21 protein-coding genes and 1 riboswitch are annotated in these 25,064 nt (G+C 63.9%); of the genes, 8 read left to right on the top strand and 13 right to left on the bottom strand.

Annotated elements, in window-relative coordinates; translation table 11 throughout:
* Positions 1 to 158: 158 nt before the first annotated feature.
* Complete coding sequence (locus DGA31_RS13585; RefSeq protein ID WP_056840637.1) at positions 159 to 905, top strand: RsiV family protein; 747 nt, start codon at positions 159 to 161, stop codon at positions 903 to 905.
* On the opposite strand, the gene cytX is transcribed toward DGA31_RS13585, so the two are convergent.
* Positions 874 to 2,163: a putative hydroxymethylpyrimidine transporter CytX gene (gene cytX / locus DGA31_RS13580; protein WP_109512902.1), complete on the bottom strand. Its 1,290-nt coding sequence runs from the start codon at positions 2,161 to 2,163 to the stop codon at positions 874 to 876. The two genes, DGA31_RS13585 and cytX, sit on opposite strands and share 32 nt — an antisense overlap.
* Before the next feature lie 174 nt (positions 2,164 to 2,337).
* The gene (thiC, locus tag DGA31_RS13575; RefSeq protein ID WP_056840635.1) at positions 2,338 to 4,227 is read right to left on the bottom strand and encodes a phosphomethylpyrimidine synthase ThiC; all 1,890 of its coding nucleotides are present in this window, start codon (positions 4,225 to 4,227) and stop codon (positions 2,338 to 2,340) included.
* 157 nt (positions 4,228 to 4,384) lie between these two features.
* Positions 4,385 to 4,489, bottom strand: a riboswitch (TPP riboswitch).
* 150 nt (positions 4,490 to 4,639) lie between these two features.
* On the opposite strand from thiC, the gene DGA31_RS13570 reads away from it, so the two are divergent.
* The gene (locus DGA31_RS13570) at positions 4,640 to 6,079 is read left to right on the top strand and encodes a TolC family outer membrane protein (RefSeq protein WP_056840634.1); all 1,440 of its coding nucleotides are present in this window, start codon (positions 4,640 to 4,642) and stop codon (positions 6,077 to 6,079) included.
* A gap of 284 nt (positions 6,080 to 6,363) precedes the next feature.
* Here the strand turns inward: DGA31_RS13570 and waaA are convergent, their stop codons facing one another.
* Positions 6,364 to 7,635: a lipid IV(A) 3-deoxy-D-manno-octulosonic acid transferase gene (waaA, locus tag DGA31_RS13565; RefSeq protein WP_109512901.1), complete on the bottom strand. Its 1,272-nt coding sequence runs from the start codon at positions 7,633 to 7,635 to the stop codon at positions 6,364 to 6,366.
* Positions 7,636 to 7,671: 36 nt separating this feature from the next.
* Positions 7,672 to 8,562 carry a LysR family transcriptional regulator gene (locus DGA31_RS13560; RefSeq protein ID WP_109512900.1) on the bottom strand — a complete coding sequence of 297 codons (891 nt, stop codon included), beginning with the start codon at positions 8,560 to 8,562 and terminating at the stop codon, positions 7,672 to 7,674.
* An 85-nt stretch (positions 8,563 to 8,647) separates the two neighbouring features.
* Here DGA31_RS13560 and DGA31_RS13555 point away from each other — a divergent pair, with 85 nt between their 5' ends.
* From DGA31_RS13555 to DGA31_RS13540, 4 genes are read left to right on the top strand one after another with little or no spacing between them, the layout of a single operon-like run.
* Complete coding sequence (locus DGA31_RS13555) at positions 8,648 to 8,980, top strand: DMT family transporter (protein WP_056840631.1); 333 nt, start codon at positions 8,648 to 8,650, stop codon at positions 8,978 to 8,980.
* A gap of 44 nt (positions 8,981 to 9,024) precedes the next feature.
* On the top strand, positions 9,025 to 10,200 hold the full coding sequence (locus DGA31_RS13550; protein ID WP_109512899.1) for an NAD(P)/FAD-dependent oxidoreductase: 1,176 nt from the start codon (positions 9,025 to 9,027) through the stop codon (positions 10,198 to 10,200).
* Positions 10,197 to 11,012, top strand: a complete 816-nt coding sequence (locus tag DGA31_RS13545; RefSeq protein WP_056840629.1) for an aldo/keto reductase — start codon at positions 10,197 to 10,199, stop codon at positions 11,010 to 11,012. Before DGA31_RS13550 ends, DGA31_RS13545 begins: the two co-directional genes overlap by 4 nt.
* Positions 11,013 to 11,048: 36 nt before the next feature.
* Complete coding sequence (locus tag DGA31_RS13540) at positions 11,049 to 12,011, top strand: hypothetical protein (protein ID WP_056840628.1); 963 nt, start codon at positions 11,049 to 11,051, stop codon at positions 12,009 to 12,011.
* A gap of 271 nt (positions 12,012 to 12,282) precedes the next feature.
* Here the strand turns inward: DGA31_RS13540 and hldE are convergent, their stop codons facing one another.
* Entirely contained in the window at positions 12,283 to 13,704 is a 1,422-nt protein-coding gene (gene hldE / locus DGA31_RS13535) for a bifunctional D-glycero-beta-D-manno-heptose-7-phosphate kinase/D-glycero-beta-D-manno-heptose 1-phosphate adenylyltransferase HldE (RefSeq protein WP_056840627.1), read from the bottom strand.
* 118 nt (positions 13,705 to 13,822) lie between these two features.
* The gene (msbA, locus tag DGA31_RS13530) at positions 13,823 to 15,625 is read right to left on the bottom strand and encodes a lipid A export permease/ATP-binding protein MsbA (RefSeq protein ID WP_056840626.1); all 1,803 of its coding nucleotides are present in this window, start codon (positions 15,623 to 15,625) and stop codon (positions 13,823 to 13,825) included.
* Between the two features lie 115 nt (positions 15,626 to 15,740).
* Between msbA and DGA31_RS13525 the strand changes: the two genes are divergently transcribed.
* Both DGA31_RS13525 and DGA31_RS29805 read left to right on the top strand, forming a co-directional pair.
* The gene (locus DGA31_RS13525) at positions 15,741 to 16,379 is read left to right on the top strand and encodes a BUD32 family EKC/KEOPS complex subunit (protein WP_109512898.1); all 639 of its coding nucleotides are present in this window, start codon (positions 15,741 to 15,743) and stop codon (positions 16,377 to 16,379) included.
* A 147-nt stretch (positions 16,380 to 16,526) separates the two neighbouring features.
* Complete coding sequence (locus DGA31_RS29805; protein ID WP_153811675.1) at positions 16,527 to 16,694, top strand: hypothetical protein; 168 nt, start codon at positions 16,527 to 16,529, stop codon at positions 16,692 to 16,694.
* Positions 16,695 to 16,853: 159 nt separating this feature from the next.
* On the opposite strand, the gene DGA31_RS13520 is transcribed toward DGA31_RS29805, so the two are convergent.
* Genes DGA31_RS13520 through DGA31_RS13490 form a run of 7 tightly spaced genes read right to left on the bottom strand, consistent with a single transcriptional unit; the run spans position 16,854 to position 24,996 of the window.
* Complete coding sequence (locus tag DGA31_RS13520) at positions 16,854 to 18,029, bottom strand: hypothetical protein (RefSeq protein ID WP_109512897.1); 1,176 nt, start codon at positions 18,027 to 18,029, stop codon at positions 16,854 to 16,856.
* Positions 18,019 to 18,792: a glycosyltransferase family 2 protein gene (locus DGA31_RS13515; RefSeq protein ID WP_056840623.1), complete on the bottom strand. Its 774-nt coding sequence runs from the start codon at positions 18,790 to 18,792 to the stop codon at positions 18,019 to 18,021. Before DGA31_RS13515 ends, DGA31_RS13520 begins: the two co-directional genes overlap by 11 nt.
* A gap of 39 nt (positions 18,793 to 18,831) precedes the next feature.
* A complete protein-coding gene (locus DGA31_RS13510) occupies positions 18,832 to 19,788 on the bottom strand; it encodes a glycosyltransferase family protein (RefSeq protein ID WP_109512896.1) in 957 nt (318 codons plus the stop codon).
* Positions 19,789 to 19,825: 37 nt separating this feature from the next.
* Positions 19,826 to 21,232, bottom strand: a complete 1,407-nt coding sequence (locus DGA31_RS13505; protein WP_109512895.1) for a PIG-L deacetylase family protein — start codon at positions 21,230 to 21,232, stop codon at positions 19,826 to 19,828.
* Complete coding sequence (locus DGA31_RS13500) at positions 21,229 to 22,125, bottom strand: GNAT family N-acetyltransferase (RefSeq protein WP_056840620.1); 897 nt, start codon at positions 22,123 to 22,125, stop codon at positions 21,229 to 21,231. Before DGA31_RS13500 ends, DGA31_RS13505 begins: the two co-directional genes overlap by 4 nt.
* The gene (locus DGA31_RS13495; protein WP_109512894.1) at positions 22,125 to 23,255 is read right to left on the bottom strand and encodes a glycosyltransferase; all 1,131 of its coding nucleotides are present in this window, start codon (positions 23,253 to 23,255) and stop codon (positions 22,125 to 22,127) included. Before DGA31_RS13495 ends, DGA31_RS13500 begins: the two co-directional genes overlap by 1 nt.
* Positions 23,239 to 24,996: a carbamoyltransferase family protein gene (locus tag DGA31_RS13490; protein ID WP_109512893.1), complete on the bottom strand. Its 1,758-nt coding sequence runs from the start codon at positions 24,994 to 24,996 to the stop codon at positions 23,239 to 23,241. Before DGA31_RS13490 ends, DGA31_RS13495 begins: the two co-directional genes overlap by 17 nt.
* Between the last annotated feature and the right edge of the window lie 68 nt (positions 24,997 to 25,064).

The following is a 25,064-nucleotide window of genomic DNA, read 5'->3' as shown; positions in this document are numbered from 1 at the left end:
CACCAGATGCAGCCCCCCCTCTCAACAAGCAGGGTAGACGCGCAGGCGCCAAAACATTTCTAATCCGCCCAGTGGCGAACCGAAATCGCGGTTTGCAGTCCAAGCAGCCTGCATGCGTACGCCGCACGCGTTTTTTCCGACACCGCCAAGGATCATCAATGTCGTTATCGAAGATCGCCGCACTGGCCTGCCTGGCCGTTACGCTGGGTGCCTGCCAAAGCCTGTTCCAGCCCAACATGCGTGCCCCGCTGCAGGTCGAGCGCGAAACCTCGGAGCAGATCAAGCCGGGTTGCAACAGTGACGATTGCCCGCTGGTGAACATCGATACCGTGCACTTTCCCGCCGAGCCGCGGCTGGACGCCATCGTGCAGAAAAACCTGCTGCAGATGGCTCACAGCGAACCGGGCGCGACGCCGCCGGCCACGCTCAAGGCGTACGAACAGCAGTTTCTGAGCCGTGCCCAGGGCCGCAACGCCAGCTACCTGCAGGCCAAGGTCCGCGAGCAGCATGACGGCATCGTGGTGATGGAGCTGTCCAGCTACCTGGACACCGGCGGCGCCCACGGCGACCCGGGTCGCTCGCTGTTCAGCTATTCGCGCCAGCAACAGAAGGTCCTGACCCTGGCGGACATGGTCGTGCCCGGCAAGGAAGCCGAGTTCTGGGAAAAGGCCCAGATGGCCCACCAGGCCTGGCAGGTGTCAACCAAAGTCAATGAGGACCCTGAATTTCTCAAGACCTGGCCGTTCAAGCGCACCACCAACGTGGCGCTGACCTATGGCGCGGTGATCCTCAAGTACCCGGTGACCACCATTGCGCCCTACGCCATGGGCCATGTCGAGCTGAAGATTCCCTATCCGCAGCTCAATGGCGTGATCAGGCCTGAGCTGTTCCCCGGTCGCAGCTGACACCGCGCCCCAGCAACAACTGCAATACGCCGGCCATGACCAGTGCTGGCAGGGTGGCACCCACTTCGGGGTACAGATTGGCCAGCAGATGATAGGTGCTGACGCCGCCCAGCCAGGCCAGCAGGCTCAAGCCCCGCAGCCCCGGCACCTGGGCCGGCGAACGCCGCCGGCGCAGCACGAAGTGATCGACCAGCACCACGCCGAACAACGGCGCGAACAGCGAGCCGATCAGCAGCAGGAAGCTTTCGTACTGCGCCAGTGGTGCAAAGCAGGCGATCAAGGTACAGAGCACGCCAATGGCCAACGCCAGGTGCTCAACCTTCACCCCCGACAGCATGGCACCGGACACTGCCGCCGAGTGGATGTCGGCAAAAGCCTTCTCCGACTCGTCGAGCAGCACCAGCAACAGCGGAATGCCCATCCCGGCCCCGGCCAGGGCCAGCAGCAGGGCATTGGCCTCGCCATCGGCGGCGAATGCCAGGGTGTAGCCCACGCCCAGGCTCATCAGCCAGCAGTTACCGATGAAATATCCCAGCACCGTACCGAAGAACACCGGCTTCGCCCGTCGGCCGAAGCGCGAGTAGTCGGCAATCAGCGGCAGCCAGGACAGTGGCATGGCAATAGCAATGTCCAGACCGGTGGCAAACGGCATCGAACCGTCACCGCCACGCGCCCACAATGCCGCCAGGTCGGCCTTGGCCAGCAGGTTCCAGGTCAGCCACAGGCATGCGCCAAGCAACAGCCAGATACCCCACTGGCGCAGGATCTTGCGCACGAACGTCAAGGGCCCGCTGACCGCCAGCAAGGTCGCCAGGCCGCCGAAGAACAACGCCCAGAGCAACGGGCTGGTCCACAGCCCGCCTTCGCCAAAGGCGCGCGCCCCCAGCAAGCTGGCCGCATCGCGCATGACGATGATCTCGAACGAGCCCCAGCCCACCAGTTGCAGCAGGTTGAGGACCGCCGGCAGCATCGCGCCGCGTCGTCCCAGGCTGAGCGTGAGCGAAGCCATGGACGACAGGCCGGTATCGGTGCCGATCACCCCGGCGCCGGCCAGCAGCAGGACGCCGACCAGCGTGCCCAGGGCAATGGCCAGCAACGCACCGCTCATGCCCAGCCCCGGTGCCAGCAAGGCACCGGTTTGCAGGACCATCAGGCCGATGCCCAGGGAAAACCACAGGGAAAACAGATCGCGTCCGCCCAATACCCGCCGCTCGGCAGAGACAGGCAGGTCGGGGGAGTAAGTGCCGGGTGTGTTCACATCAGAATCTCAATGGTTAGTAGGAGCGCGCTTGCCCGCGACCGAGTGCGCAGCGCTCGCAAAATCTGCGAAACGCCATAGATGTACGGCTGGTAAATCGGCGAAACGCCACAATTTTACGACTGCTAGCGCAGCCGGTCGCGGGCAAGCGCGCTCCTACCAGGGGTCGTATGATCAGACTTTCTGGTAAAGCTGGCTGCCTTCCTGCTTGAAGCGCTCGGCCTGTTCGCGCATGCCCGCCTCCACTGACACATCGATACTGTCGATGCGCTGGTTGGCGGCGTACTCGCGCACTTCCTGGGTGATCTTCATCGAGCAGAACTTCGGTCCGCACATCGAGCAGAAGTGCGCGACCTTGGCAGAGTCCTTGGGCAGGGTTTCGTCGTGGTAGGCGCGGGCGGTGTCCGGGTCCAGGCCGAGGTTGAACTGATCTTCCCAGCGAAATTCGAAGCGCGCCTTGCTCAGGGCGTTGTCGCGGATCTGCGCGCCGGGATGCCCTTTGGCAAGGTCGGCAGCATGGGCGGCGATCTTGTAAGTGATGATCCCGGTCTTGACGTCATCCTTGTTCGGCAGGCCCAGGTGTTCCTTGGGCGTGACGTAGCAGAGCATGGCGCAGCCGAACCAGCCGATCATCGCCGCGCCGATACCGGAGGTGATGTGGTCGTAGCCCGGTGCAATGTCGGTGGTCAAAGGGCCCAGGGTGTAGAACGGCGCCTCGTCGCAGCACTCGAGCTGCTTGTCCATGTTTTCCTTGATCAACTGCATCGGCACATGGCCCGGGCCTTCGATCATGCACTGCACGTCATGCTTCCAGGCGATCTTGGTCAACTCGCCCAGGGTTTCCAGCTCACCGAACTGCGCGGCGTCGTTGGCGTCGGCAATCGAGCCCGGGCGCAGGCCGTCGCCCAGCGAGAAGCTGACGTCGTAGGCCTTCATGATTTCGCAGATGTCGTCGAAGTGGGTGTAGAGGAAGTTTTCCTTGTGGTGCGCCAGGCACCACTTGGCCATGATCGAGCCGCCGCGGCTGACGATCCCGGTGACGCGCTTGGCGGTCAGCGGCACATAGCGCAGCAGCACGCCGGCATGAATGGTGAAATAGTCAACGCCCTGCTCGGCCTGTTCGATCAGCGTGTCGCGAAACAGCTCCCAGGTCAGGTCCTCGGCCACGCCGCCGACCTTTTCCAGTGCCTGGTAGATCGGCACGGTGCCGATCGGCACCGGCGAGTTGCGGATGATCCACTCGCGGGTTTCATGAATATGCTTGCCGGTGGACAGGTCCATGACCGTGTCCGAGCCCCAGCGGATGCCCCAGGTCAGCTTGGCCACCTCTTCCTCGATGGAAGAGCCCAGTGCGCTGTTGCCGATATTGCCGTTGATCTTCACCAGGAAGTTACGGCCGATGATCATCGGCTCAAGTTCGGTGTGGTTGATGTTGGCCGGGATGATCGCGCGGCCACGGGCGATTTCCTCGCGCACGAACTCAGCGGTGATTTCCCTGGGGATGCTGGCGCCAAAGCTGTGGCCGGCGTGTTGTTGCTGCAGCAGGCCGGCGGCACGGGCTTCTTGCAGCTTCATGTTTTCGCGGATGGCGACGTATTCCATCTCGGCGGTGATGATGCCCTGGCGGGCATAGTGCATCTGGCTGACGTTGGCGCCGGCCCTGGCGCGGCGTGGCTTGTGCACATGGGCAAAGCGCAGGGCGGTCAGTTCGGCATCGTTGAGGCGCTGCTGGCCGAAGTTCGAGCTCAGGCCGTCGAGCAGTTCGGTGTCGTTGCGCGACTCGATCCACGGCGTGCGCACATCGGCCAGGCCCTTGCGCACATCGATGATCACATTGGGGTCGGTGTAGGGGCCCGAGGTGTCGTAGACGGTGACCGGCGCATTGATCTCGCCACCAAAATCGGTCGGCGTCACGTCCAGGCTGATTTCGCGCATCGGCACACGGATGTCCGGCCGAGAGCCTTGAACGTAGATTTTCTGCGAGCGGGTGAACGGCTTCACGGAGCCTGAGTCGACCTGGGCCGATTCACTCAGATGGGGGGCGTTTTTTGCTTTTGTGCTCATCACGGTCTCTCCTGACATCCTGGGGCGGATTGATTGTCGGAGTGACCTGAACGGACGGGGGGCGCGCCATGAAACACAGACGCAGAGCATCGCAGGAAGGCGGGTGTTCGAATAAATTGAACGCACGACCCCGGACGACACTCAAGAGGACTCGCCGGGAGCGAGCAATCTTGTTCCCTACGCAGGCGTTAACCTGATCAGGTTCAACGGGATCCGGCTTAACCGATCTCAGCCTCATAGCAAGGCACCCCGACAAGAACGGTGCCAGTCTATGCCGGCCAGGGGCCCCAACGCCAGCCCCGCATACAACCCCGGCGATAAATGACCGATATGACCGATTGTTGCGCCCAACGTCAGGCTCTACACTCGCTGACCGGTCCAGGCCGCGATCATTTTCAGGAAGGAACACCTCATGCTGCGCAAACTGTCGTGGGTCATCGCTGTGTCATATGCCTGCAGCCCGCACGCCTGGGCCTACGACGCCCCGCTCACGGCCAGCACCGGGCTGGTGAATGTCTACCAGCAGGCGGTGGACAACAATGCCGACCTGGCCGCGGCCCGCGCCGACTACCAGGCACGCAGCGAAGGCGTGCCACAGGCCCGCGCCGGGCTGTTGCCGAACCTGTCGGCCAGCGCCCAGAGCAACAACACCCGCACCAGCATCGATCAACCCAGAATAACGGCCAGCCGCAGCGGCACGGTCTACCAGGCCACGCTCAGCCAGCCGCTGTTCCGCGCCGACCGCTGGTTCCAGCTGCAGGCCGCCGAGGCGGTGAACGAGCAGGCGGCGCTGGAATTGTCGGCCACCGAGCAGAACCTGATCCTGCAATCGGCGCAGTTGTACTTCACGGTGCTGCGCGCCCAGGACAACCTGGCGACCACCAAGGCCGAAGAGGCGGCGCTCAAGCGCCAGCTGGACCAGGCCAACGAGCGCTTCAATGTCGGCCTGTCGGACAAGACCGACGTGCTCCAGGCCCAGGCCAGCCACGACACTTCCCGCGCCAACCGGCTGATCGCCCAACGCCAGGTCGACGATGCGTTCCAGGCATTGGTGACCCTGACCAATCGCCAGTACAGCGCCATCGAAGGCATGGTCCACAGCCTGCCGGTGCTGCCGCCCTCGCCCAACGACGCCAAGACCTGGGTCGACACTGCGGCCCAGCAGAACCTTGACCTGCAAGCCAGCAACCATGCGGTCGAAGCCGCGCAGCAGACCGTGCGCCAGCGCAAGGCCGGCCATGCGCCGACGGTCGACGCCGTGGCCACCTACCAGCGTGGCGACAACGACGCCCTGGGCTTTTCCAACCCCAACTACACCGGGCAAAGCTACAGCGGCGACGTCGAGCAGCGCACCGTGGGCGTGCAACTGAACATCCCGCTGTACAGCGGCGGGCTGACCAGCTCGCAGGTGCGTGAGGCATACGCACGCCTGAACCAGAGCGAACAGCGTCGCGAAAGCCTGCGCCGCCAGGTGGTCGAGAACACGCGTAACCTGCACCGCGCGGTCAACACCGATGTCGAGCAGGTGCAGGCGCGCAAGCAGTCGATCATCTCCAACCAGAGCGCGCTGGAAGCCACGGAAATCGGCTATCAGGTCGGCACCCGCAATATCGTCGACGTGCTCGACGCCCAGCGCCAGCTGTACGCCTCGGTGCGTGACTACAACAACACCCGCTACGACTACATCCTCGACAGCCTGCGCCTGAAACAGGCCGCCGGCACCCTGAGCCCCGACGACCTGCAAGACCTGGCGCGCTACCTCAAGCCCGACTACAACCCGGACAAGGACTTCCTGCCCCCGGACCTGGCCGAGGCCGCCCGCAAGAACTTCGAACGCCCGGCCAAGCGCTGACCGGCAGCCCCGCGCTGGACCCGGGGTAGGAGCGCGCTTGCCCGCGACCGGCTGCGTCAGCAGTCGTAAATTTGCAGCGTTTCGTAGATTTTGGACGTGTTCACACTCAGAAATTTGTGGCGTTTCCGAAATTTTACGAGCGCTACGCACTCGGTCGCGGGCAGAGCGCGCTCCTACCACGGTGATGTGACCCTGAATTTCGGGTCTGGCACCAGACGGTGGGAGGCAACTTGCTGGCCGCATCGCCGGCAAGCCGTTTCCCACAGGGATTTCAGGTCTTGGTGTTACATCAGCCGGGCAATCAGCCCCAGCAATCGCTGCAGGGCGCCCTGGTTGGCCTGCATGACCTGCAGCCCCGCCTCGGCCATTGTGCGGGCCTGTTCGGGCTCGTCGAACAGGCGTTGCACCGCTGTCGCCAACGCCTGCGCGTCGTTGACTTCGAGCAAGGCGCCAGCGCTGCGCAGCATGGCGGCGATTTCCAGAAAGTTGAACAGGTGCGGCCCGCTGAGCACCGGCCTGGCTAGGGCCGCCGGTTCCAGCAGGTTATGCCCGCCATTGGCCACCAGGCTGCCGCCGACAAAGGCGCAGTCGGCCAGGGCATAGAGAAACAGCAGCTCGCCCATGGTGTCGCCCAGCAGCACCGAGGTGGCCGGCATGACCGCCGCGCCCGTCGAGCGGCGCACTGTGGCGAAGCCTTGCTGCACACACAGCTCATGCACGCTGGCAAAGCGCTCCGGGTGGCGCGGCACCAGGATCAGCAAGGCTTCGGGATGGCTGGCCAGCACCTGGCGATGCGCCGCCAGAATAGGCTCATCCTCACCGGCATGGGTGCTGGCCGCGATCCACACGGGCCGGCCAACGGCCTGCCATTGCGCGCGCACGCTGGCCGCCTGCACCAACAACTGCGGGTCAATGGTCAGGTCGAACTTGATCGAGCCGGTCACCGTCACGCATTCAGGCCGGGCCCCCAATACCCGGAAGCGCTCGGCCTCGGTTTCGGTCTGCACGGCAAAGCCGTTCATTGCGGCGAGCATCGGCCGGGTCAGGCCGGTGAAACGCCCATAACCGCGGGCCGAACGCTCGGACAGCCGGGCATTGGCCAGCACCACCGGGATACCGCGACGGGCACACTGGTGGATATGGTTGGGCCACAGCTCGGTCTCCATGATGATGCCCAGCCGCGGCTGCACATGATCGAGAAACCGCCGCGCCGCCCAGGGCAAGTCGTACGGCAGGTAGCAATGCTGGATGCGCGGCTCGTCGGCAAACAGCGCGCGGATCCGCTCGGAGCCGGTCGGGGTCATGCAGGTGAGGGTGATGGGCAGGTCCGGGTAGGCCTTGAGCAGGGCGCGCACCATGGGCGCGGCGGCAATGCTCTCGCCCACCGAGACCGCATGCACCCACAGCCCCCCACGCCGCATCACCGGCAGGCCGAAGCCAAAGCGCTCCTTGATGCGTTGACGATAAGCCGGCGCCTTGCGCGCACGCAGCCACAGGCGCAGCGCGACCAGCGGCAGGCCCAGATGAAAAAGCAGGGTATAGAGCGTTCTGTTCATGGGGCGAAGTCTACAAGGATCTGCGCGCGGCCGCGCCTACCCGATCGCTTGCAAGTGCACGGCAAAGCGTTCGGCCAGCCATTGCGCGGCCGGGCCCAGGGGTTCGTCGCGACGCCAGGCCAGTTCGGCCACCAGCGCCGGGGGTTGCCATTCACTGGCCAGTTCGACCATCTGCGCCTGATAGGTCGGGTACTGCACCACATGGCGCGGCAACCAGGCCCAGCCCAGGCCGCGCATCAGCAGCTCGGCCATGGCGTAGAAACTGTCGGCACGCCAGACCAGCGGGCTGATCGCCTCACCGCCGGGGTAATCGCTTTGCTGTGGCGTGATCAACAACTGGCGATGACAGGCCAGTTGCTGGCGGGTCACCTGCCGCTCGCGGGCCAGCGGATGATCGACCGCACACACGGTGACCATCTCGACGCTGCCCAGGGTGCGGCGCTCCAGCGAGGCCGGAATGTGCTCATGGTGAAAAAACAGGCCCAGGTCGGCCCGGCGCTCCACCAGCTTGCGCGCCACGTCGCCCTGGGCGTTGCTGGCCAGTTGCACTTGCAGGTACGGAAAGCGGCTGGCCAGCTCCTTGAGGCTGTCGATCACCGGTTGATAAGGCATGGCTTCGTCCTGAGCAATGCGCAACAGCGCCTCCTGCCCGCGCATCAGTGCCAGTGCCCGGCCATCCAGGCGCTCGCATTGGCGCAGCAACTCATGGGCATCGGCCAGCAACGCCTCGCCGTTGTCGGTCAGGCGCGGCTGGCGCCCGCTGCTGCGTTCGAACAAGGTTACCCCCAGGTCGGCCTCCAGCAGGGCGATGGCATTGCTGATGGCCGACTGCGCCTTGCGCTGCTCACGGGCCACGGCCGAAAACGAGCGCAGTTCGGCCACGCGCAGAAAGATACGCAGTTGTTCAAGACTCCACTGTTCAGCCATCAACCTATCTCCCCAGCAGATGGCTAATGACTTTACCGCATCTGTGCCTGGCCTAGAATGGCGCCATTGAAGAAGGAGTCGGTCCATGAATGCCTATTACCTGCTGGCCATTGCCATCTGCGCCGAAGTCATCGCCACCACCTCGATGAAAGCCGTCAAGGGCCTGAGCACACCATTGCCGTTGCTGCTGGTGATCGGCGGCTACGCCATTGCGTTCTGGATGCTGATCATCGTGGTGCGCACCATTCCGGTGGGCGTGACCTATGCCGTGTGGTCCGGCATGGGCATCGTGCTGGTGAGCATCGCCGCGCTGTTCATCTACGGGCAGAAGCTCGACCTGCCGGCCATCCTCGGCATGGGCCTGATCGTGCTGGGCGTGGTGGTCATCCAGTTGTTCTCGAAAACCGCAGGGCACTGATTACCCCCTATAATGGCCGGCATCGTTCAGCCCAAGAGGTGCCCATGCCATCTGTTCTTTCCACCGACGTCCTGATCGTGGGCGGTGGTGTTGCCGGTCTCTGGCTCAATGCCCGCCTGCGTCGCCAGGGCTTTTCCACCGTACTGGTGGAAAGCGGTCATCTGGGTGGCGGGCAAAGCCTCAAATCGCAGGGCATCATCCATGGCGGCGCCAAGTACGCATTGCATGGCGCACTCAGCGGCGCCTCCGAAGCCATTGCCGACATGCCGCGCCGCTGGCGCGAAGCGCTGGACGGCCAGGGTGAGATCGACCTGGCCGGCGTACGCTTGCTGTCCGAGGCCCACTACCTGTGGTCGCCCGGCACCCTGGCCGGCAACCTCACCAGCTTTTTCGCCAGCAAGGCCGTGCGTGGCCGGGTCGACCAGGTCAAGGGCGACGACCTGCCACCGGCCTTGCAGCACCCGAAGTTCAAGGGCAAGGTCTATCGCCTGGCCGAACTGGTCGTGGACGTTCCGAGCCTGATCGAGCGCCTGGCACACCTGGCCGGCGACAGCCTGCTGGCCGGCCAGCACATCGAACCGCTGCATACCGACGGCCAGTTGATCGGCCTGCGCGTCGACGGCCGCGACATTCATGCGCGACGCATCGTGCTCAGTGCCGGCGCCGGCACCGCCTCCCTGCTTGAGGCATTGGGCATCCGCCAGCCAGCCATGCAGCGCCGGCCACTGCACATGGTGCTGGTCAAGGGCCCGACCCTCAAGCCGCTGTACGCCCACTGCCTGGGCGGCGGTCCCAAGCCGCGCATCACCGTCACCACCCACCCGGCTGCCGATGGCCAGCACGTCTGGTACCTGGGCGGCGACATTGCCGAAGCCGAGGGCGTGGCCCGCGAGCCCGCGGCGCAGATCGCCACGGCCCGCGACGAGTTGCACAAACTGCTGCCCTGGATTGATCTCGACCAGGCGCAATGGGCCACCCTGCGGGTCGACCGCGCCGAGCCCGAGCAGTCCGGCCTGGTCCGCCCCGACAACGCCTTCGTCGATGTCCAGGGGCGCCTGCTGGTGGGCTGGCCGACCAAGCTGGCACTGGCCCCGGACTTTGCCGACCGTGTATTGGCGGCACTGGACAAGGACGGCATCAAGCCGAGCGCTCAACCGCCGCTGGGCGAGCTGCCAAGGCCGCCACTGGCCACACCGGTCTGGGACCAGTTGCTGCCATGAGCCTGCCGACCCTGCACGACCTGCACCGCCCGCTGGGCAACACCGGCCTGAGCGTATCGCCGCTGGGCCTGGGCACCGTCAAGCTCGGCCGCGACCAGGGGGTCAAGTACCCCAACGGCTTTCGCATTCCCGACGACCAGCAAGCAGCCAGCCTGCTGCGCCAGGCCCGCGAACTGGGCATCAATCTGCTCGACACCGCGCCGGCCTACGGCATCAGCGAAGAGCGCCTCGGCCCGCTGCTGCGCGGTCAGCGCCAGGACTGGGTGATCGTCAGCAAGGTCGGTGAAGAATTCGATAATGGCCTGTCGCACCACGATTTCAGCGCCACGCACACCCGTGCTTCCATCGAACGCAGCCTGAAACGTCTGGAAACCGATTTTATCGACATGGTGCTGGTGCATTCCGACGGCAATGACCTGACAATCCTGACCGACACCGCGGTGTACCAGACCCTGGCCGAGCTCAAGCACGAAGGCAAGATCCGCAGCTACGGCTTTTCCGGCAAGACGGTCGAAGGCGGGCTGCTGGCTTTGCAGCAGGGTGATTGCGCCATGGTCACCTACAACCTCAATGAACAAGGCGAAAAACCGGTTCTGGACTACGCTGCGGCGCATGGCAAAGCGATTCTGGTGAAAAAGGCGCTGGCCAGCGGTCATATCTGTCTGGAACCGGGTGTCGACCCGGTACGGGCCAGCTTCGGCTTGCTGTTCGGGCATCCGGGCGTGGCAAGTGCCATCGTCGGCACCATCAACCCCGTGCACCTGGCGCATAACGTGGCCTGTGCCGCAGCCGTGATTCGCCGTCAAGCCTGACGTCGGCGGCCGACCCCAACGCAAGGAGGAGCCGATATGCCGCGTACCCTGATCCGCAGTAACCCCAGCAACTTCAAGACCCTTTCATTGCTGGTCGAGGCCACGCCAGAGGGCCTCGGTTATGAAAGCATCGGCATGCCGCTCAACTTTGCCCAGACCCTGCAACGCCGGCGCAAGATCGAGGTGCCGGACAATGAACGCTTCATCGTCGAACTGGCCAACCTGGGGGTGTCGATCCGCCTGACGCTCAGTTGGCAGAACCGCGACTATTGGGTGCTGGTGCGGCAACGACGCAAGGACCGTGGCGATGTGGTGCTCAAGCTGATTTCAGGCTATGTACCGGCCCATGAACTGGCCCTGCCGCTGCACACGGCCATCCAGGAAGTGGCCGAAGAATGCCTGATCGAAACCCCGCAAGGCTGGCTCAGCGGGCGCTACAAGGACACCTGGCTGCCGGCGCCCTACGCCGCCGCCCTGCATTACCGCGAGGCCATGCCGTTTCGCCTCAGCCCGCTGTCGGGCGCGGCGCTGCCGGTGCGCTGTGGCAGCCAGGCGCTGCTCGAGCGCCCGCGAGCCTACGTGCACCTGCCGACCGCCTCACTGCAACTGATCTACGACATGCGCCTGGAAATCCCGCGCGAAGCCCGGCCGGTAAGCCTGTTTCATGTTGACGAGAGCCTGGAAGACCAGCACCTGGTCGCACGCCTGAACCGCAGCAAGCCCGACCTGTACCTGATGCCGCTGGAAAACGGCAACCCGCTGCCCGAGTTGTACACCCTCAAGCGCGACCGGCTGACCCCGGTGGGCACCCGCGGCCTGTATCTGGCCGAGAGTTTTGCCCGCCAGGACGGCTGGGTGGTCAGTGACGAGCGGATCCGCTGGAAAGACTGGCTGCGCCAGCAAGGCCTGACGCCACCGCCGAAGAACACCGGCCTGACGCGCCTGACCGGCAAGGCCCGTGAGCTGCTGCAACGGGCACGTTCCAGGCTGGCGAAGTGACCTTCGCGCTGGTCGCTCTCATCAAACACAAAATAACTTATTGATTTTATTCGCTATTAAACTCACCGTTTGTAGGAGCGCGCTTGCCCGCGACCGAGTGCGCTAGCGCTCGTAAAATTGCGGCGTTTCCGAGATTTCTGCGAGCGCTACGCACTCGGTCGCGGGCAGAGCGCGCTCCTACACCGGGTCCATGTTTGCTGCGCGACAGCGTGCCGCCTTGGCGCTGTGTCAGTGACACAGGGTGGGCTCCCAAGGAGGTGATCAAGGTCACTCACTGGCCGCGAATTTTCTCGACGATGGCGGTGGTCGAGCTGTTCTCGACCAGGCCGAGCACTTTCACTTCACCGCCATAGGCGCTGACGATGTCGGCGCCGACCACCTGATCGACGCTGTAGTCGCCGCCCTTGACCAGCACGTCGGGCTTGATGTGGCCGAGCAGGTTTTCCGGGGTGCCTTCGGCAAAGCTGATCACCCAGTCCACCGCACCCAACCCTGCCAGTACGGCCATGCGCCGGTCGACGCTGTTGATCGGCCGGCCCGGCCCCTTGAGGCGGCTGACCGAGGCATCGTCGTTGATGGCCACGATCAACCGGTCGCCCTGGGCGCGGGCCTGTTCCAGATAAGTCACGTGGCCCGCATGCAGGATATCGAAGCAGCCGTTGGTGAAGACGATCTTCTCGTTGTGCGCCCGGGCATCGTCGACGGCCAGCAGCAACTGCTCCAGCCCCAGCACCCCACGCTCGGAACCCTCTTCGCGCTGGATCGCCCGGCGCAGTTCAGGGGCGCTGATGGCCGCCGTACCGAGCTTGCCGACCACGATGCTGGCGGCCAGGTTGGCCAGGCCCACGGCGTTAGGCAGGTCTTCACCGGCAGCCAGCGCAGCGGCCAGGGTGGAAATGACCGTATCGCCAGCACCGGTCACGTCGAACACTTCGCGGGCCCGGGCCGGCAGGTGCAGCGCGGCGTGATCCGGGCGCAGCAGGGTCATGCCGTGCTCGCCACGGGTCACCAGCAAGGCGCCCAGCTCCAGTTCATGCATCAGCTGTGCGCCCTTGGCGACCAGTTCGGCCTCGTCGCTGCAATGGCCGACGATGGCTTCGAATTCACTGAGGTTCGGCGTGATTACACTGGCGCCGCGATAGATCGAAAAATCCTTGCCCTTGGGATCGGCCAGCACCGGGATATTGCGCGCACGCGCGGCGCTGATCAGCACTTGATGGTTTTTCAATGCGCCTTTGCCGTAATCCGAGAGCACCAGCACGCGCACGCCTTCAAGCAAGGCGTCGACCTCGGCACTCAAGGCCTGGCCATCGGTAGCAAAAGGTTCTTCGAAATCGATGCGCAATAACTGCTGGTGACGGCTCATGACCCGCAGCTTGACGATGGTCGGCTGGTGCGCAATGCGCTGGAAACGCGCGACCACACCGGCCGCCTTGAGACTGTTGGCCAGGCTGTCGGCGGCCTCGTCGGTGCCGGTGACGCCGACCAGCGAGGCCGGGGCGCCGAGGGCGGCGATGTTAAGCGCCACGTTGGCGGCGCCACCGGGACGATCCTCGATCTGGTCGACCTTGACCACCGGCACCGGCGCCTCGGGAGAAATACGCGAGGTGCCACCATGCCAGTAACGGTCGAGCATGACATCGCCCACCACCAGGACAGGCGCTTGATCGAAACGCGGCATGGACAACTTCATAGAGCAACTCGTACCAGAACTGAACAGGGGCGGAATCTTAGCACAGGGTTTTTACCCATGGACCGAGCGGACAGCGATCCGCCCGGACCCTGTAAAAACCACTGAGCCCGGCCCGGCCTCAGATCGCCCCGCCTGGCGCCGGCTCGTCCAGGCCCATGGCATGCAGGCGGGCGTAATAGCCGTTCTGGGCCAGCAACTGGGTGTGCGTGCCGCGCTCTACGATACGACCACCGTCCATGACCAGAATCAGGTCGGCTTTTTCGATCGTCGACAGGCGGTGAGCGATCACCAGTGTCGTGCGACCTTGCATGACCTGGTCCAGCGCCCCCTGGATGTGCCGCTCGGACTCGGTATCGAGCGCCGAGGTGGCTTCGTCGAGGATCAGCAGCGGTGCATTTTTCAACAGGGCCCGGGCAATCGCCAGGCGCTGGCGCTGGCCACCGGACAGCAGCACGCCGTTTTCGCCGACCTGGGTGTCCAGGCCCTCGGGCAGGCGGTCGATGAACTCCTTGGCATAAGCGGCGGCGGCGGCCTGCTCGATGTCAGGACGCGGCGCGCCGGCCAGGTCGCCATAGGCGATGTTGTTGGCCACGCTGTCGTTGAACAGGGTGACGTTCTGGTTGACCTGGGCGATGTGCCGACGCAGGTTGCGCAGGCGATAGTCGTTGATGTCGACACCATCAAGCAGGATCTGCCCGGTTTCATGGACATAAAAGCGCGGAATCAGGTTGGCGAGGGTCGACTTGCCACTGCCCGAGCGCCCGACCAAGGCCACCATCTGACCGGGCTCGGCGGTAAAGCTGATGTCATCGAGCACTTGTCGCCCGGTCTCCGGATAGGCAAAGCTCAGGTTCCTGACTTCAAGACGGCCCTGGACCCGCTCGCGCTCGAAGGTGCCGGTGTCGACTTCCGGGACCACATCGAGTTGTTCGAAGATGCTTTCGGCGCCGGCCACACCTTTCTGGATGGTCGAGCTGACTTCCGACAACTGGCGAATCGGCTTGGGCAACAGGCCGGCAGCCGTGATGTAGGCCACCAGATCGCCCGCCGTGGCATCACCGCGCAGCAACAGCACCAGGAACATCAGGGTGGCCATGGCGGTGTAGATCACCAGTTGCAGCATGGGTGTATAAACCGCGCCGGTCTTGGTCATGCGCAGCTGTTTCTCGGTATTGCTGTCGCTGGCCCTGGCGAAGCGCGCCTGCTCGTACTCCTCGCCACCGAAGCTGCGCACCACGCGGTAGCCCTGGATGGTTTCGGAGGCCACATGGGTCACATCGCCCATGGCCACCTGGATTTTCTTGCTCTGCTTGCGAAATTTCTTGCTCGCGCTGCCGACCATGACGGCAATCAGCGGCAGGATGGCCAGCATTACCAGGGTCAGCTTCCAGTTCATCCACAGCAGGTAGATGAACAGGAACACCACGGTCAGGCCCTCGCGAATCACCACCTTGATGGCATCGGTGGCGGCACCGGTGACCATGGTCACGTTGAAGGTGATGCGCGAGATCAGGTGACCGGAGTTGTGCGTGTCGAAATAGCGATTAGGCAGCACCAGCAGCTTGTTGAACAGCTCGACGCGCAGGTCGTGCACCAGCCCCAGCGAAACCTTGGCCAGAAAGTAGTTACCCAGGAACGACCCCAGCCCCTGCCAGGCGGCGATCAGTACGATCAGCAGCGGCACGGCCTGCAGCAATTGCAGCTGGTTGAGGTACGGCACGTTGGGAAACAACACCACGGCGGGGTTGGTCAGGCCGTCGACAAAGTACTTGAGAATGCCCGCCAGCATGGGCTGGGTGGAGGCAAAGATCACAAAGCCGACGATGCTGAGCAGGAAAATGCCCACATACGGCCGCACATACGTCAACAGGCGCAGGTAGATCTTCACGCTGGACGGCGCGGACGATTCGGAAGTTGCCATGGGAATCCGTCGAGTCAAAAAGAGGCGCAATTGTATCACAAGCGCTTTTCGTGGCTGCCGGCTGGGGTAACATGGCGGACCTTGAAAGCCTGATGGCACAGATTTCGGAGTATCGATGCAAGCACTTGACCATGCCCGCTACCTTGACCTGGTCCAGGGTGCAGAAGTACTCGAAGCCGACGGCACAGGCGACAAGGTGTTGCGCCTGCTCGACGGTTCGATGCTCAAACTGTTTCGCCGCAAGCGCCTGATCAGTTCGGCCGCCTGGTACCCCTACGCCACCCGCTTTGCCGACAATTGCCAGACCCTGGCACAACGTGCGGTGCCGTGCCCGCAGGTACGCTGTGTGTTCCGCATTGCCGCGATCGAGCGTGACGCGGTGCATTACACGCCACTGCCTGGGCAGACCCTGCGCCAGTTGCTGCACGAGGTCGGCCGCGACGATGAACTGCGCCGCCAGTTGGGGGGCTTCATCGCCTATCTGCATGAAAAAGGCATTTACTTTCGCTCGGCGCACCTGGGCAACGTGGTGCTCACCCCGGAAGGCACGCTGGGCCTGATCGACATTGCCGACATGAAGACCTACCGGCAACCCCTGCGCAAGGCCCTGCGCCTGCGCAACTTCAAGCACATGCTGCGCTACACCGAGGATCGCCAATGGCTGCTGGGCGAAGGCAACCCCACCTTTGTCCAGGCTTACCTGGCGGCGCAGGGCATTTGCAGTGAGACAGAGCTGAAACACGCGCTGGGTTGAATATCGTTATGGGTTACGGGTTACGGGTTACGGGTTACGGGTTACGGGTTACGGGTAGGAGCCCGCTTGCCGGCGACCGCCTGCGTAGCAGTCGTAAAATTGTGGCGTTTCACAAATTTCGAATGCGTTCACAGTCAGAGATTTGTAGTGCTCAGTCAATTTTGCGAGCGCTTCGCACTCGGTCGCGGGCAAGCGCGCTCCTACACCGAGGATCGCCAATGGCTGCTGGGCGAAGGCAACCCCGCCTTTGTCCAGGCTTACCTGGCGGCGCAGGGCATTTGCAGTGAGACAGAGCTGAAACACGCGCTGGGTTGAATACCGTTACGGGTTACGGGTTACGGGTTACGGGTTACGGGTAGGAGCCCGCTTGCCGGCGACCGAGTGCGAAGCGCTCGCAGAAATCTGTGAAACGCTGCAATTTTACGACTGCTACGCAGCCGGTCGCGGTGGTCCGGCATTCCGGCAAGCGCGCTCCTACTGGCGTTCCAGGATCGGGACGGGGCCGCGCTGTACGCGGCGGCCCAGGATCATCGCTGCCGGCAGCAGCACCAGCAGCCACAGCTCGTCAGGGTTGCCCACCAGTTTGCTGCCGTCGAAATTGAGCATCATCAGCGCACAGGCCAGGTAGCAGCCCCAGGCGTCACGCAGCCGCCAGGCCTGCCACAGGCTCATGATCATGACCACCAGGAACAGCAGCAGCGATACCGCACCGGTGTACAGACCCATGGCGACGAACACATTGTGCGGATGCTGGATCGGGATACCACCGGTCAGGGTCCGGGTGGTCTGGAAATCGACCCCGCAGCCCAGTATCCAGCCGCAATGCCCCCACTCGGCGGTCATGATCTCGAACAGCTCGATGCGAAACGAATCGCCGCGCACGAACAACAGCCTTACCCACTGTTCTTCCCAGCACAGCCACAGCGTCAGGCTGATCGCCGCCGCCACACCCAGCAAGGCCAGGCTGGTCACCCGCGGGAAACGGTACAGCATGTGCAGCCCCCACAACCCCAGCAATACGCCCAGGCCGACCAGGGCCGTGCGGGTCTGCACCACATAGGCGGCGGCCAGCAAGGTCAGGGCGACAGCGCAGGCGGCTTCGATCCAGCGTCGCTGCCGGACCCACAGCGGCATGGCCAGGGCCAGCGCACAGACCAGCCAGGCGCTGCTGTAGATAACGTTGTCGACCCGACCGGGCAGGATCGCCACGCGCTGGCCCAGCACGAACTGGCCGGTAGTCCAGCTGTGCAGGCTGCCGACAAAGATGTACAGGCAGATGGTCCAGAACAGCCCGCGTACGAACACCCCGCCGTTGAACATCGCCGTCGGCGTCAATCCGGCAATGATGAACACGAACAGGCTGACGTAGACAATGTGCTTGTAGAACTGGAAGTCGGCCGAGAACAGCGCCGGCACCAGGAACCACAGCATGAAGGCCGCCCACACGCGCCCCAGGGGCTGGCTGAACACCTTGGCGCCGCGTGCCTTGACCAGGAAGAACAGGCCCGGCAGCGCCATGGTGGCGTAGAACAGGTTATTGGTGAACTTGGCCGAGTCGTGCAGGATGAAACTCAGCAGAAAAGCGCACAACGCGGTGCCAAAGTAGAGCTGACTCTTGCTGAAGGGGGCGCGAACACCATCAACCGACATTATTGAGTAACCAACCTATTATCAGACCCGCAACCAGCGTGGCGAACAGCTTGGCGCGTTCGCGGCGTTTGCGGCGTTGTTTGTCCACACGCTCCTGGGACACCACCACATGATTGCCAAAGCCGGTGTGCAGGACTGCATCGTTCTCCAGGATCAGGGCATAGCGGTTCTGCGAAGCATAGACCTGGGACAGCTTTTTTTCGCCGCCGTGATCAGCATAGGGCGCATGCTCCTTATAGTCTGTAAGACGACGCAGACCCGGGTTGAAGGAAAAGCCCTGCCATTCGGCCTTGTGCGAACCCAGCCTGTAGAACGGGATGCCCTGCACCACTTCACGCTCGTTGAGAAACATATACGGGCTGTGCACCATCAGGTCATGGTTGAAACTGCGCAGCCAGACCTGCAGGGCCTGCGGGTCGTTGATCAGCAGGGTCATGGACTCTTCGATAAAGCCTGGGCGATAGAAGTCCCAGTCGTCCTCGCAATGGAACACCCACTGGGTCTCGATCAGCGCATAGGCGGCATCGACCGAGCGCATCTGGCCCAGCTTGGGATTGTTGACGATGAACCGGGTGTGCGCCTGCCAATGCTCGGGAATGCAGGTGCGGACCTGCTCGTCACCGGAGTCCTCGGTAATCAGGACATGGCGGATGGGCGCGGTATTGAAACGATCGAACGTTTCCAGGGTGCGCTTCAACAGGTCGAAACGGCCACAGCTGGTGACAACCAGTGTGATCTCGCTGTTTTCGCTGAATACCATCATGGGCTCCCAATCATTGAATGTTCAAACGGTCTGTGCCAGTCATGCGCCGATCCAGGAGCGCACGCGATCCAGCAGGCCGGGGGCGGCCCGCGCCCGCAACGGCGCCTGCAGGGCATCGACGATGGCCTTGCCAAGGGCATGGAATGTATAGCGTTGCTCCACCAGCGTCTGCCCGTTACGGGAGATTTCATCCGCCAGAGCCGAATCTTCACGTAATTGATGCAGTTTCCTGCGCAACTCGTCGATATCGCGATACAGCACAATATTGTTCATGTCTTCGAAGCCCAGCGCCCGGTTTTCCTCGGCGCCCTGATCGAACGCCAGCAGCACGCAGCCGCAGGCCATGGCCTCGAAGTTCTTGATCATGTACTCGCCCATGCCGACATCGGCACTGACGAAAAAACGAATGCGGTTCAGGGTGGCGCAGTACTCTTCGCCGGATTTGGTCCGGGTCACCAGCAATGGCTCGACCTTGGCCAGCTCATCGAGCAGGGCCTTGCGCCCGCTGTAGGCCACGCTCTTGGTGCTGCCGACGAACGCCAGCTCGATGTCACGCTCGCGGCCCAGGCCTTGTACCAGGCCCTGGTCATAGCCCTTGGGCACGAACACTGCATCGAAGCCCTCGGCGCGCAGACGCTCGGTGACCATGAAGCCCGAGGTGATCACCCGCGCCCAGGGCAGCTTGCGGTAGTGGGCGCTGAACTTGCCGGTGTACTTGCACGGGATATAGTTCTGGTAGGCATCGTGCTCGAGGATCACCAGGTTGGGCAGGCTGCGGATAAACCCCACCTGCCGCACCTCCTGCTTGAAGCGCAGGAAGAACACGATGCGGTCATAGCGGGTGACATCCACTTCGCGGCGAAAATACCCGCGCAGGTCGCGCTGCTCTTCAGAGGTGAGCCAGCGCAGGTCGCATTCACAGTGCGCCGCAATGCCCTCATACAGACGGTCCAGAATGGCGCGCTGTTCTTTCTGCACCAGAAATAGAACTCTCATGGGTTTCCTTGCAGCCGGGCTGCCTGCTGAAGCGGAATCAGATATCGCTGCGCCAGAACAGTTCATGGCGCCGCACAGCCTTACGGAAAAATTCGTTCTCGCCTTCGGCAGGCACGCGCCGCCCGGCCAGCACACGTTGCAGGCACCGACGCAGCTTGCGCTTGAAGGGCATGGGCGGTTGCAGGTCGTGCATCATGCCCAGTGCCATGGCCTTGTCACGGCGGACCTCGGCCGGCAGCACCAGGCTGCAGGGCACCAGCGTCTGCCGGTCATCGAAGACAGGCGGCAGGCTGACACCTTCATGGGCATTGCCCATGGGCCAGCGGTCGTTGTCATGCAGGTGGTTGGCATAGGCCAGGATCATTTCCGGCCGCCAGGCCAGGCCCTGCAAGGCTTCGCGCACCGCCGCCTGGGCACAGATGTGGTCCGGGTGCGGGTCGATGGTCGGGTGCGGCATGACCAGCACCTGCGGTCGGGCCTGCACGATCAAGGCGCGCAGGTCGGCCAGCAGGTTGTTCCAGCTCGGCACGCCGTCGTCGCCGGGCAGCGCCAGCGAATTGAACTGGCGAAACAACCGGGTATCGGCCAGGTCGGCTTCGCGCGAGGCGATCGGCTGGTCAGGCGCGGCCTGCATGGCCGGCAGTTGCAGGCAGAAATAACCCAGCTGCACGCAACGTGCCTCGGGCACCCCGGCCCAGCGCGGTACGACAATACTGTCCCAGGCACGCAGGCGACCCTTGAGCCGCGCCGCCTCGCTGTTGCCCAGCCCCATGCGCCGGTAATGCCCGGCCTCGATTTCACCGGCGGTCAGGGTCACGATCCAGGCTTCATCGGCCTGGCTGTACAGACCGTAGGCCGCCAACTCGGCGTCGTCGGCATGCGGGGCGATGACCATGACCCGCTGGCGACGAGCATCAGCCTGACGCCACAGCCACAGGCGCGGCGTGCCGGCAATGCGGCAAAAGCGTCCGGCCAGTTGCAGCCGGCCTTCGCTCAGCGAACGGCCAAGGCCAGTGAGGTTCAGGTAGCGCACGCCATCAACGCCGCGCTCGAAGGTCTGCACATCACCCTCGTCATTGCCGAGCAATTGTACGGCCGGGTCGAGAAATCGCCCCAACCAGCCACTGCGCACCGTCACCGCCAGGATCAGGGTTTCGTCGCCCTGCAAGGGGCCTGGCAGGTCGACGCTGAGGCGGCCGTTGTCCAGGCGCACGCCCGGCACTTCGTCGTGGTCAGCGAAGCGGTACTGGTAATCATCGCCCGGCGCATAGAACAGATGATCGGCAAACCAGGCCTCGTGGGCCATCCACGCCGCTATCGCCAGCAGCGGCACCAGCCACCAGGCCAGCAGCAGGCCGGCGGCGATCAAGGTCAGCAGGACGACCAGCAAAGCCATGCGTTTATTGCGCCGGTGGCGCTTGAGTAACTGCTGTTTGCGGCTCACACCTGAAATACCGGGACAGGGTTGCACCAACGGTCCTTGTATTCGCGGTCGGCGCGGCCGAACGAGAAGCGCAACGGCTTGTTGAGGGCCCGGGCGCTTTCCCACGCGCTCTGGGTATTGATGAAACTCAGCACGCTGCCAGGGCTGAACCCGCGATTCTCGGGGTCGACACCACCATTGACGTACTCGACGCTGACCCACTGCGGCGCCTCGACGCGGTACACCAGTTGCGTGGCAATCGGTGCACCGTCCAGAAACAGCACCGCGCCGATCAGCCATTCGCGCAGCAGCTCGATGACCTCGGCCATGCGCGCAGCCCCGGTGGCGGCAAAGCCCCAGCGGCGCTGAAACAGGTCGCAGTAAATCTGTGCCAGGGTGGCGCTGTCGAACTCGCTGACCGCATGCACCGTGCCCCCGGCTTCTTCGAGCAGGCGCAATTCGCGGCGCTGGTTGTAGCGAAACTTTTTCGACAGTTCCTCGGGCGTGCGGGCCATGGCCAGCGACTCGGCCTGGGCCTTGTAAGTGCTGATCCGGCCTTCATTGAGCGCCGACAGGTAGCGCCCTTGATGACGCAGCGCTACGCTGGCGTCCTCGGCCACCGGCAGGATCAGCTCGGCATTGCCCAGGTCGAACAGGCCCTTCTTGCCATGCCGCTTGAGCTCACCCTTGTCCAGCGCCAGGGCGCGGCCCCAGGTGGCAATCGCCGCCTTGAGTTCGCCGCCCTGCTCCCAGGCCAGGTAACGCACGGGAATGCCGGCCAGGGCGGAAAGCCGTGCCACCACCTCGGGGTGCGTGGCCACGCTGCCGCCGTAGCGCTGCCAGGCCTGCTCGTAGGTGGCGGCGTCGATCGCGGTCCAGCCGCGCTCGCGAAAGCCCTGCAGAAAATTGAGCATCAGGCCCCCACAGCCAGCCGGTTGACCTGCGGCAACTGCCAGAACACCTGGCGCACCGCATGATCGGAAAAACGCTTTTGCAGCCGCTGCAGCATCTGCTCGGCACAGGCCTGGCGCTGCTGTTCATCAAGGCGCGACACATGCACCAGCCCCTGGGCCAGGTGCTCGGCATCGCCCAGCGGAAACAGCACACCGACGCCTTCGACCACCTCCTTGGCGCCGCCACACGCCGTGGCCAGCAGCGGCACGCCGGCGACCATGGCTTCGAGCAGCACCATGCCGAACGGCTCGTGGTCCGAGCTCAGGGCAAAGACATCGAACGCCTTGAAATAGCGCCGCGCTTCGGGCACCTGGCCCAGAAACAGCACCTGCGGCCCGATGCCCAGCGCCAGCGCCAGGTCCTTGAGCGATTGCTCCAGGCGGCCCTTGCCGAGGATCACCAGCCGGCTGTCTGCCGGCAGGTCCGGCAGGGCCTGGGCAAAGCCACGCAACAGCGTGGCCTGGTCCTTGTCCGGGTGCAGGCGGCCGACATTGCCGACCACCCAGACGTCGGGAGGCAGTTGCAGTTCAAGGCGGGCCTCTTCGCGGCTGCACTGGCGGCCTTGCAGTTGCTCGACATCGATACGGTTGTACAGCGTTTCGATACGCTCGGCCGGCCACTTGGGCAGGCTTTTACGCATGTCGTCGCGCACCGCGTCCGAGACACCGAGCAGGCTCAGGCGCTGGCGAAACAGGTGCGCGAACAGCCGGCGGCTGCCGCGCTGGTAGTCGCCGAAGGCATGGTGCACACCGATCACCGGCAGCTTTGTCGCCAGCAAGGCGATGTACACCGGCTTGAAGCGGTGCGCGATGCAGAAGTCGAAGCGCCGAGTGGCGGCGATCTTGCGCAGGGCAGCAATGGCGCCCAGCTTCAGGCCACGAATGGCGCTGGAGCTGAACTGCATGAACAGCACCTCGTCCGAGCCGCAATCGGCGATCACGTCCGGGTTGTACTCGCCGGTCAGGAACACCGTGGTCACCCGGTAGCCCTTGCCGGCGAACAGGCTGGCGTATTGCCGTGCGCAATCCAGGAACGGCCCGTCATAGCCGTGGCAGAACTGCAGCACATGGCGCTCAGCCGACGCTGTCATAAGCCTTCACGCCCTCTTTGACGACCAGGATGTCTTCCATGATCAGGTATTCCAGGTCCGAGCCGAAGAACATGTTCAGCGCATCGGTGGGCGAGCAGATCATCGGTTCGCCACGGCGGTTGAGCGAGGTGTTGAGCGACACGCCGTTGCCGGTGAGGTTTTCCAGCGCCTTCATCATGTCGTAGTAGCGCGGGTTGTACTCGCGCTTGAGCACCTGGGCCCGCGAGGTGCCGTCTTCATGGACGACTTCCGGCACGCGGGTCTTCCACTCTTCGGCGACTTCGAAGGTGAAGGTCATGAACGGCGCCGGATGGTCGATGGTGATCATCTGCGGGGCCACGGTGTCGAGCATCGACGGGCAGAAGGGTCTCCAGCGCTCGCGGAACTTGATCTGTTCGTTGATGCGGTTGGCCACGCCCGGCACGCTCGGGCAGCCGATGATCGAACGACCGCCCAGGGCACGCGGGCCGAACTCCATGCGGCCCTGGAACCAGGCCACCGGGTTGCCGTCGACCATGATCTGCGCAATGCGCTCGGGCATGTTGTCGATCTGGCGCCACTTGGGCTGGCTGGGGTGACGGGCGCAGGCGGCAATCACGTCTTCGTTGCTGTACGAAGGGCCGAGGTAGACGTGTTCCATCTTCTCGACCGGCACGCCACGGGCATGCGACACATAGGCGGCAGCGCCCACGGCGGTGCCGGCGTCACCGGAGGCCGGCTGCACGAACAGCTCCTTGACCTCGGGACGGGCGATGATTTTCTGGTTGAGCTTGACGTTCAGCGCACAGCCGCCGGCAAAGGCGATCTTGCCGGTCTGCTTGAGAATGTCACCCAGGTAATGGTCCATCATCTGCAGGGCGAGCTTTTCAAACAGCGCCTGCATGCTGGCGGCATAGTGGATGTATGGCTCGTCGGCCACGTCGCCCACGCGCTTGGGCCCCAGCCATTCGATCAGCTTGGGCGAGAAGTAGAAGCCCTTGCCCTTCTCTTTATAGCGGCGCAGGCCGATGACGTTGGCCAGCTCGGTATTGATCACCAGCTCGCCGTTCTCGAAGGTCGCCAGGCGCGAGAAATCATACTTGCTGGCATCGCCATACGGCGCCATGCCCATGACCTTGAACTCGCCGTCGAGCATCTCGAAGCCGAGGAACTCGGTGATCGCGCCATACAAGCCGCCCAGCGAGTCCGGGTCGTAGAATTCCTTGATCTTGTGAATCTTGCCGTTCTCGCCATAGCCGAAGAAGGTCGTGGCGTACTCGCCCTTGCCGTCGATGCCCAGGATCGCGGTCTTTTCCTTGAATCCGGAGCAGTGATAGGCGCTGGCAGCGTGGGCCAGGTGGTGCTCGACCGGCTCGATCTTGATCTTTTTCGGGTCAAAACCCAGTTGTTCAAGGCACCAGACGATCTTGTTGCGGTAGCGCTTGTAGCGACGGTTGCCCATCAGCAGCGCGTCCAGGGCACGGTCCGGGGCATACCAGTAACGCTTGGCGTAATGCCAGCGTGCCTTGCCGAACAGGCTGATCGGGGCGAAAGGAATCGCCACCACGTCAACGTCCGAAGGCTTGATGCCGGCCTGCTCCAGGCAGAACTTCGCCGACTCGTAAGGCATGCGGTTCTTTGCGTGCTTGTCGCGCACGAAGCGTTCTTCTTCGGCCGCGGCGATCAACTTGCCGTCGATGTACAGGGCGGCGGAAGGATCATGGCTAAGGGCGCCGGACAGGCCAAGGATCGTCAATGCCACTAGGGTCTAGCCTCTTTTGTCTGCATGCAGGCGTCGTGCGCCCGAGAAAAATTGTGGGCCCTGCACGG

It is taken from the genome of Pseudomonas ovata (assembly GCF_003131185.1).
Taxonomy (GTDB): domain Bacteria; phylum Pseudomonadota; class Gammaproteobacteria; order Pseudomonadales; family Pseudomonadaceae; genus Aquipseudomonas; species Aquipseudomonas ovata.
The sequence above is the reverse complement of the archived record's forward strand: the minus strand, read 5'-3'. Positions and strand labels throughout refer to the sequence as shown.

Excerpts from the sequence above, each read along its gene's own strand:
- DGA31_RS13585 (WP_056840637.1), top strand. The coding sequence starts at position 159 with ATGTCGTTATCGAAGATCGCCGCACTGGCCTGCCTGGCCGTTACGCTG.
- thiC (WP_056840635.1), bottom strand. The coding sequence starts at position 4,227 with ATGAGCACAAAAGCAAAAAACGCCCCCCATCTGAGTGAATCGGCCCAG.
- DGA31_RS13570 (WP_056840634.1), top strand. The coding sequence starts at position 4,640 with ATGCTGCGCAAACTGTCGTGGGTCATCGCTGTGTCATATGCCTGCAGC.
- waaA (WP_109512901.1), bottom strand. The coding sequence starts at position 7,635 with ATGAACAGAACGCTCTATACCCTGCTTTTTCATCTGGGCCTGCCGCTG.
- DGA31_RS13560 (WP_109512900.1), bottom strand. The coding sequence starts at position 8,562 with ATGGCTGAACAGTGGAGTCTTGAACAACTGCGTATCTTTCTGCGCGTG.
- DGA31_RS13555 (WP_056840631.1), top strand. The coding sequence starts at position 8,648 with ATGAATGCCTATTACCTGCTGGCCATTGCCATCTGCGCCGAAGTCATC.
- DGA31_RS13550 (WP_109512899.1), top strand. The coding sequence starts at position 9,025 with ATGCCATCTGTTCTTTCCACCGACGTCCTGATCGTGGGCGGTGGTGTT.
- DGA31_RS13545 (WP_056840629.1), top strand. The coding sequence starts at position 10,197 with ATGAGCCTGCCGACCCTGCACGACCTGCACCGCCCGCTGGGCAACACC.
- DGA31_RS13540 (WP_056840628.1), top strand. The coding sequence starts at position 11,049 with ATGCCGCGTACCCTGATCCGCAGTAACCCCAGCAACTTCAAGACCCTT.
- hldE (WP_056840627.1), bottom strand. The coding sequence starts at position 13,704 with ATGAAGTTGTCCATGCCGCGTTTCGATCAAGCGCCTGTCCTGGTGGTG.
- msbA (WP_056840626.1), bottom strand. The coding sequence starts at position 15,625 with ATGGCAACTTCCGAATCGTCCGCGCCGTCCAGCGTGAAGATCTACCTG.
- DGA31_RS13525 (WP_109512898.1), top strand. The coding sequence starts at position 15,741 with ATGCAAGCACTTGACCATGCCCGCTACCTTGACCTGGTCCAGGGTGCA.
- DGA31_RS13520 (WP_109512897.1), bottom strand. The coding sequence starts at position 18,029 with ATGTCGGTTGATGGTGTTCGCGCCCCCTTCAGCAAGAGTCAGCTCTAC.
- DGA31_RS13515 (WP_056840623.1), bottom strand. The coding sequence starts at position 18,792 with ATGATGGTATTCAGCGAAAACAGCGAGATCACACTGGTTGTCACCAGC.
- DGA31_RS13510 (WP_109512896.1), bottom strand. The coding sequence starts at position 19,788 with ATGAGAGTTCTATTTCTGGTGCAGAAAGAACAGCGCGCCATTCTGGAC.
- DGA31_RS13500 (WP_056840620.1), bottom strand. The coding sequence starts at position 22,125 with ATGCTCAATTTTCTGCAGGGCTTTCGCGAGCGCGGCTGGACCGCGATC.
- DGA31_RS13495 (WP_109512894.1), bottom strand. The coding sequence starts at position 23,255 with ATGACAGCGTCGGCTGAGCGCCATGTGCTGCAGTTCTGCCACGGCTAT.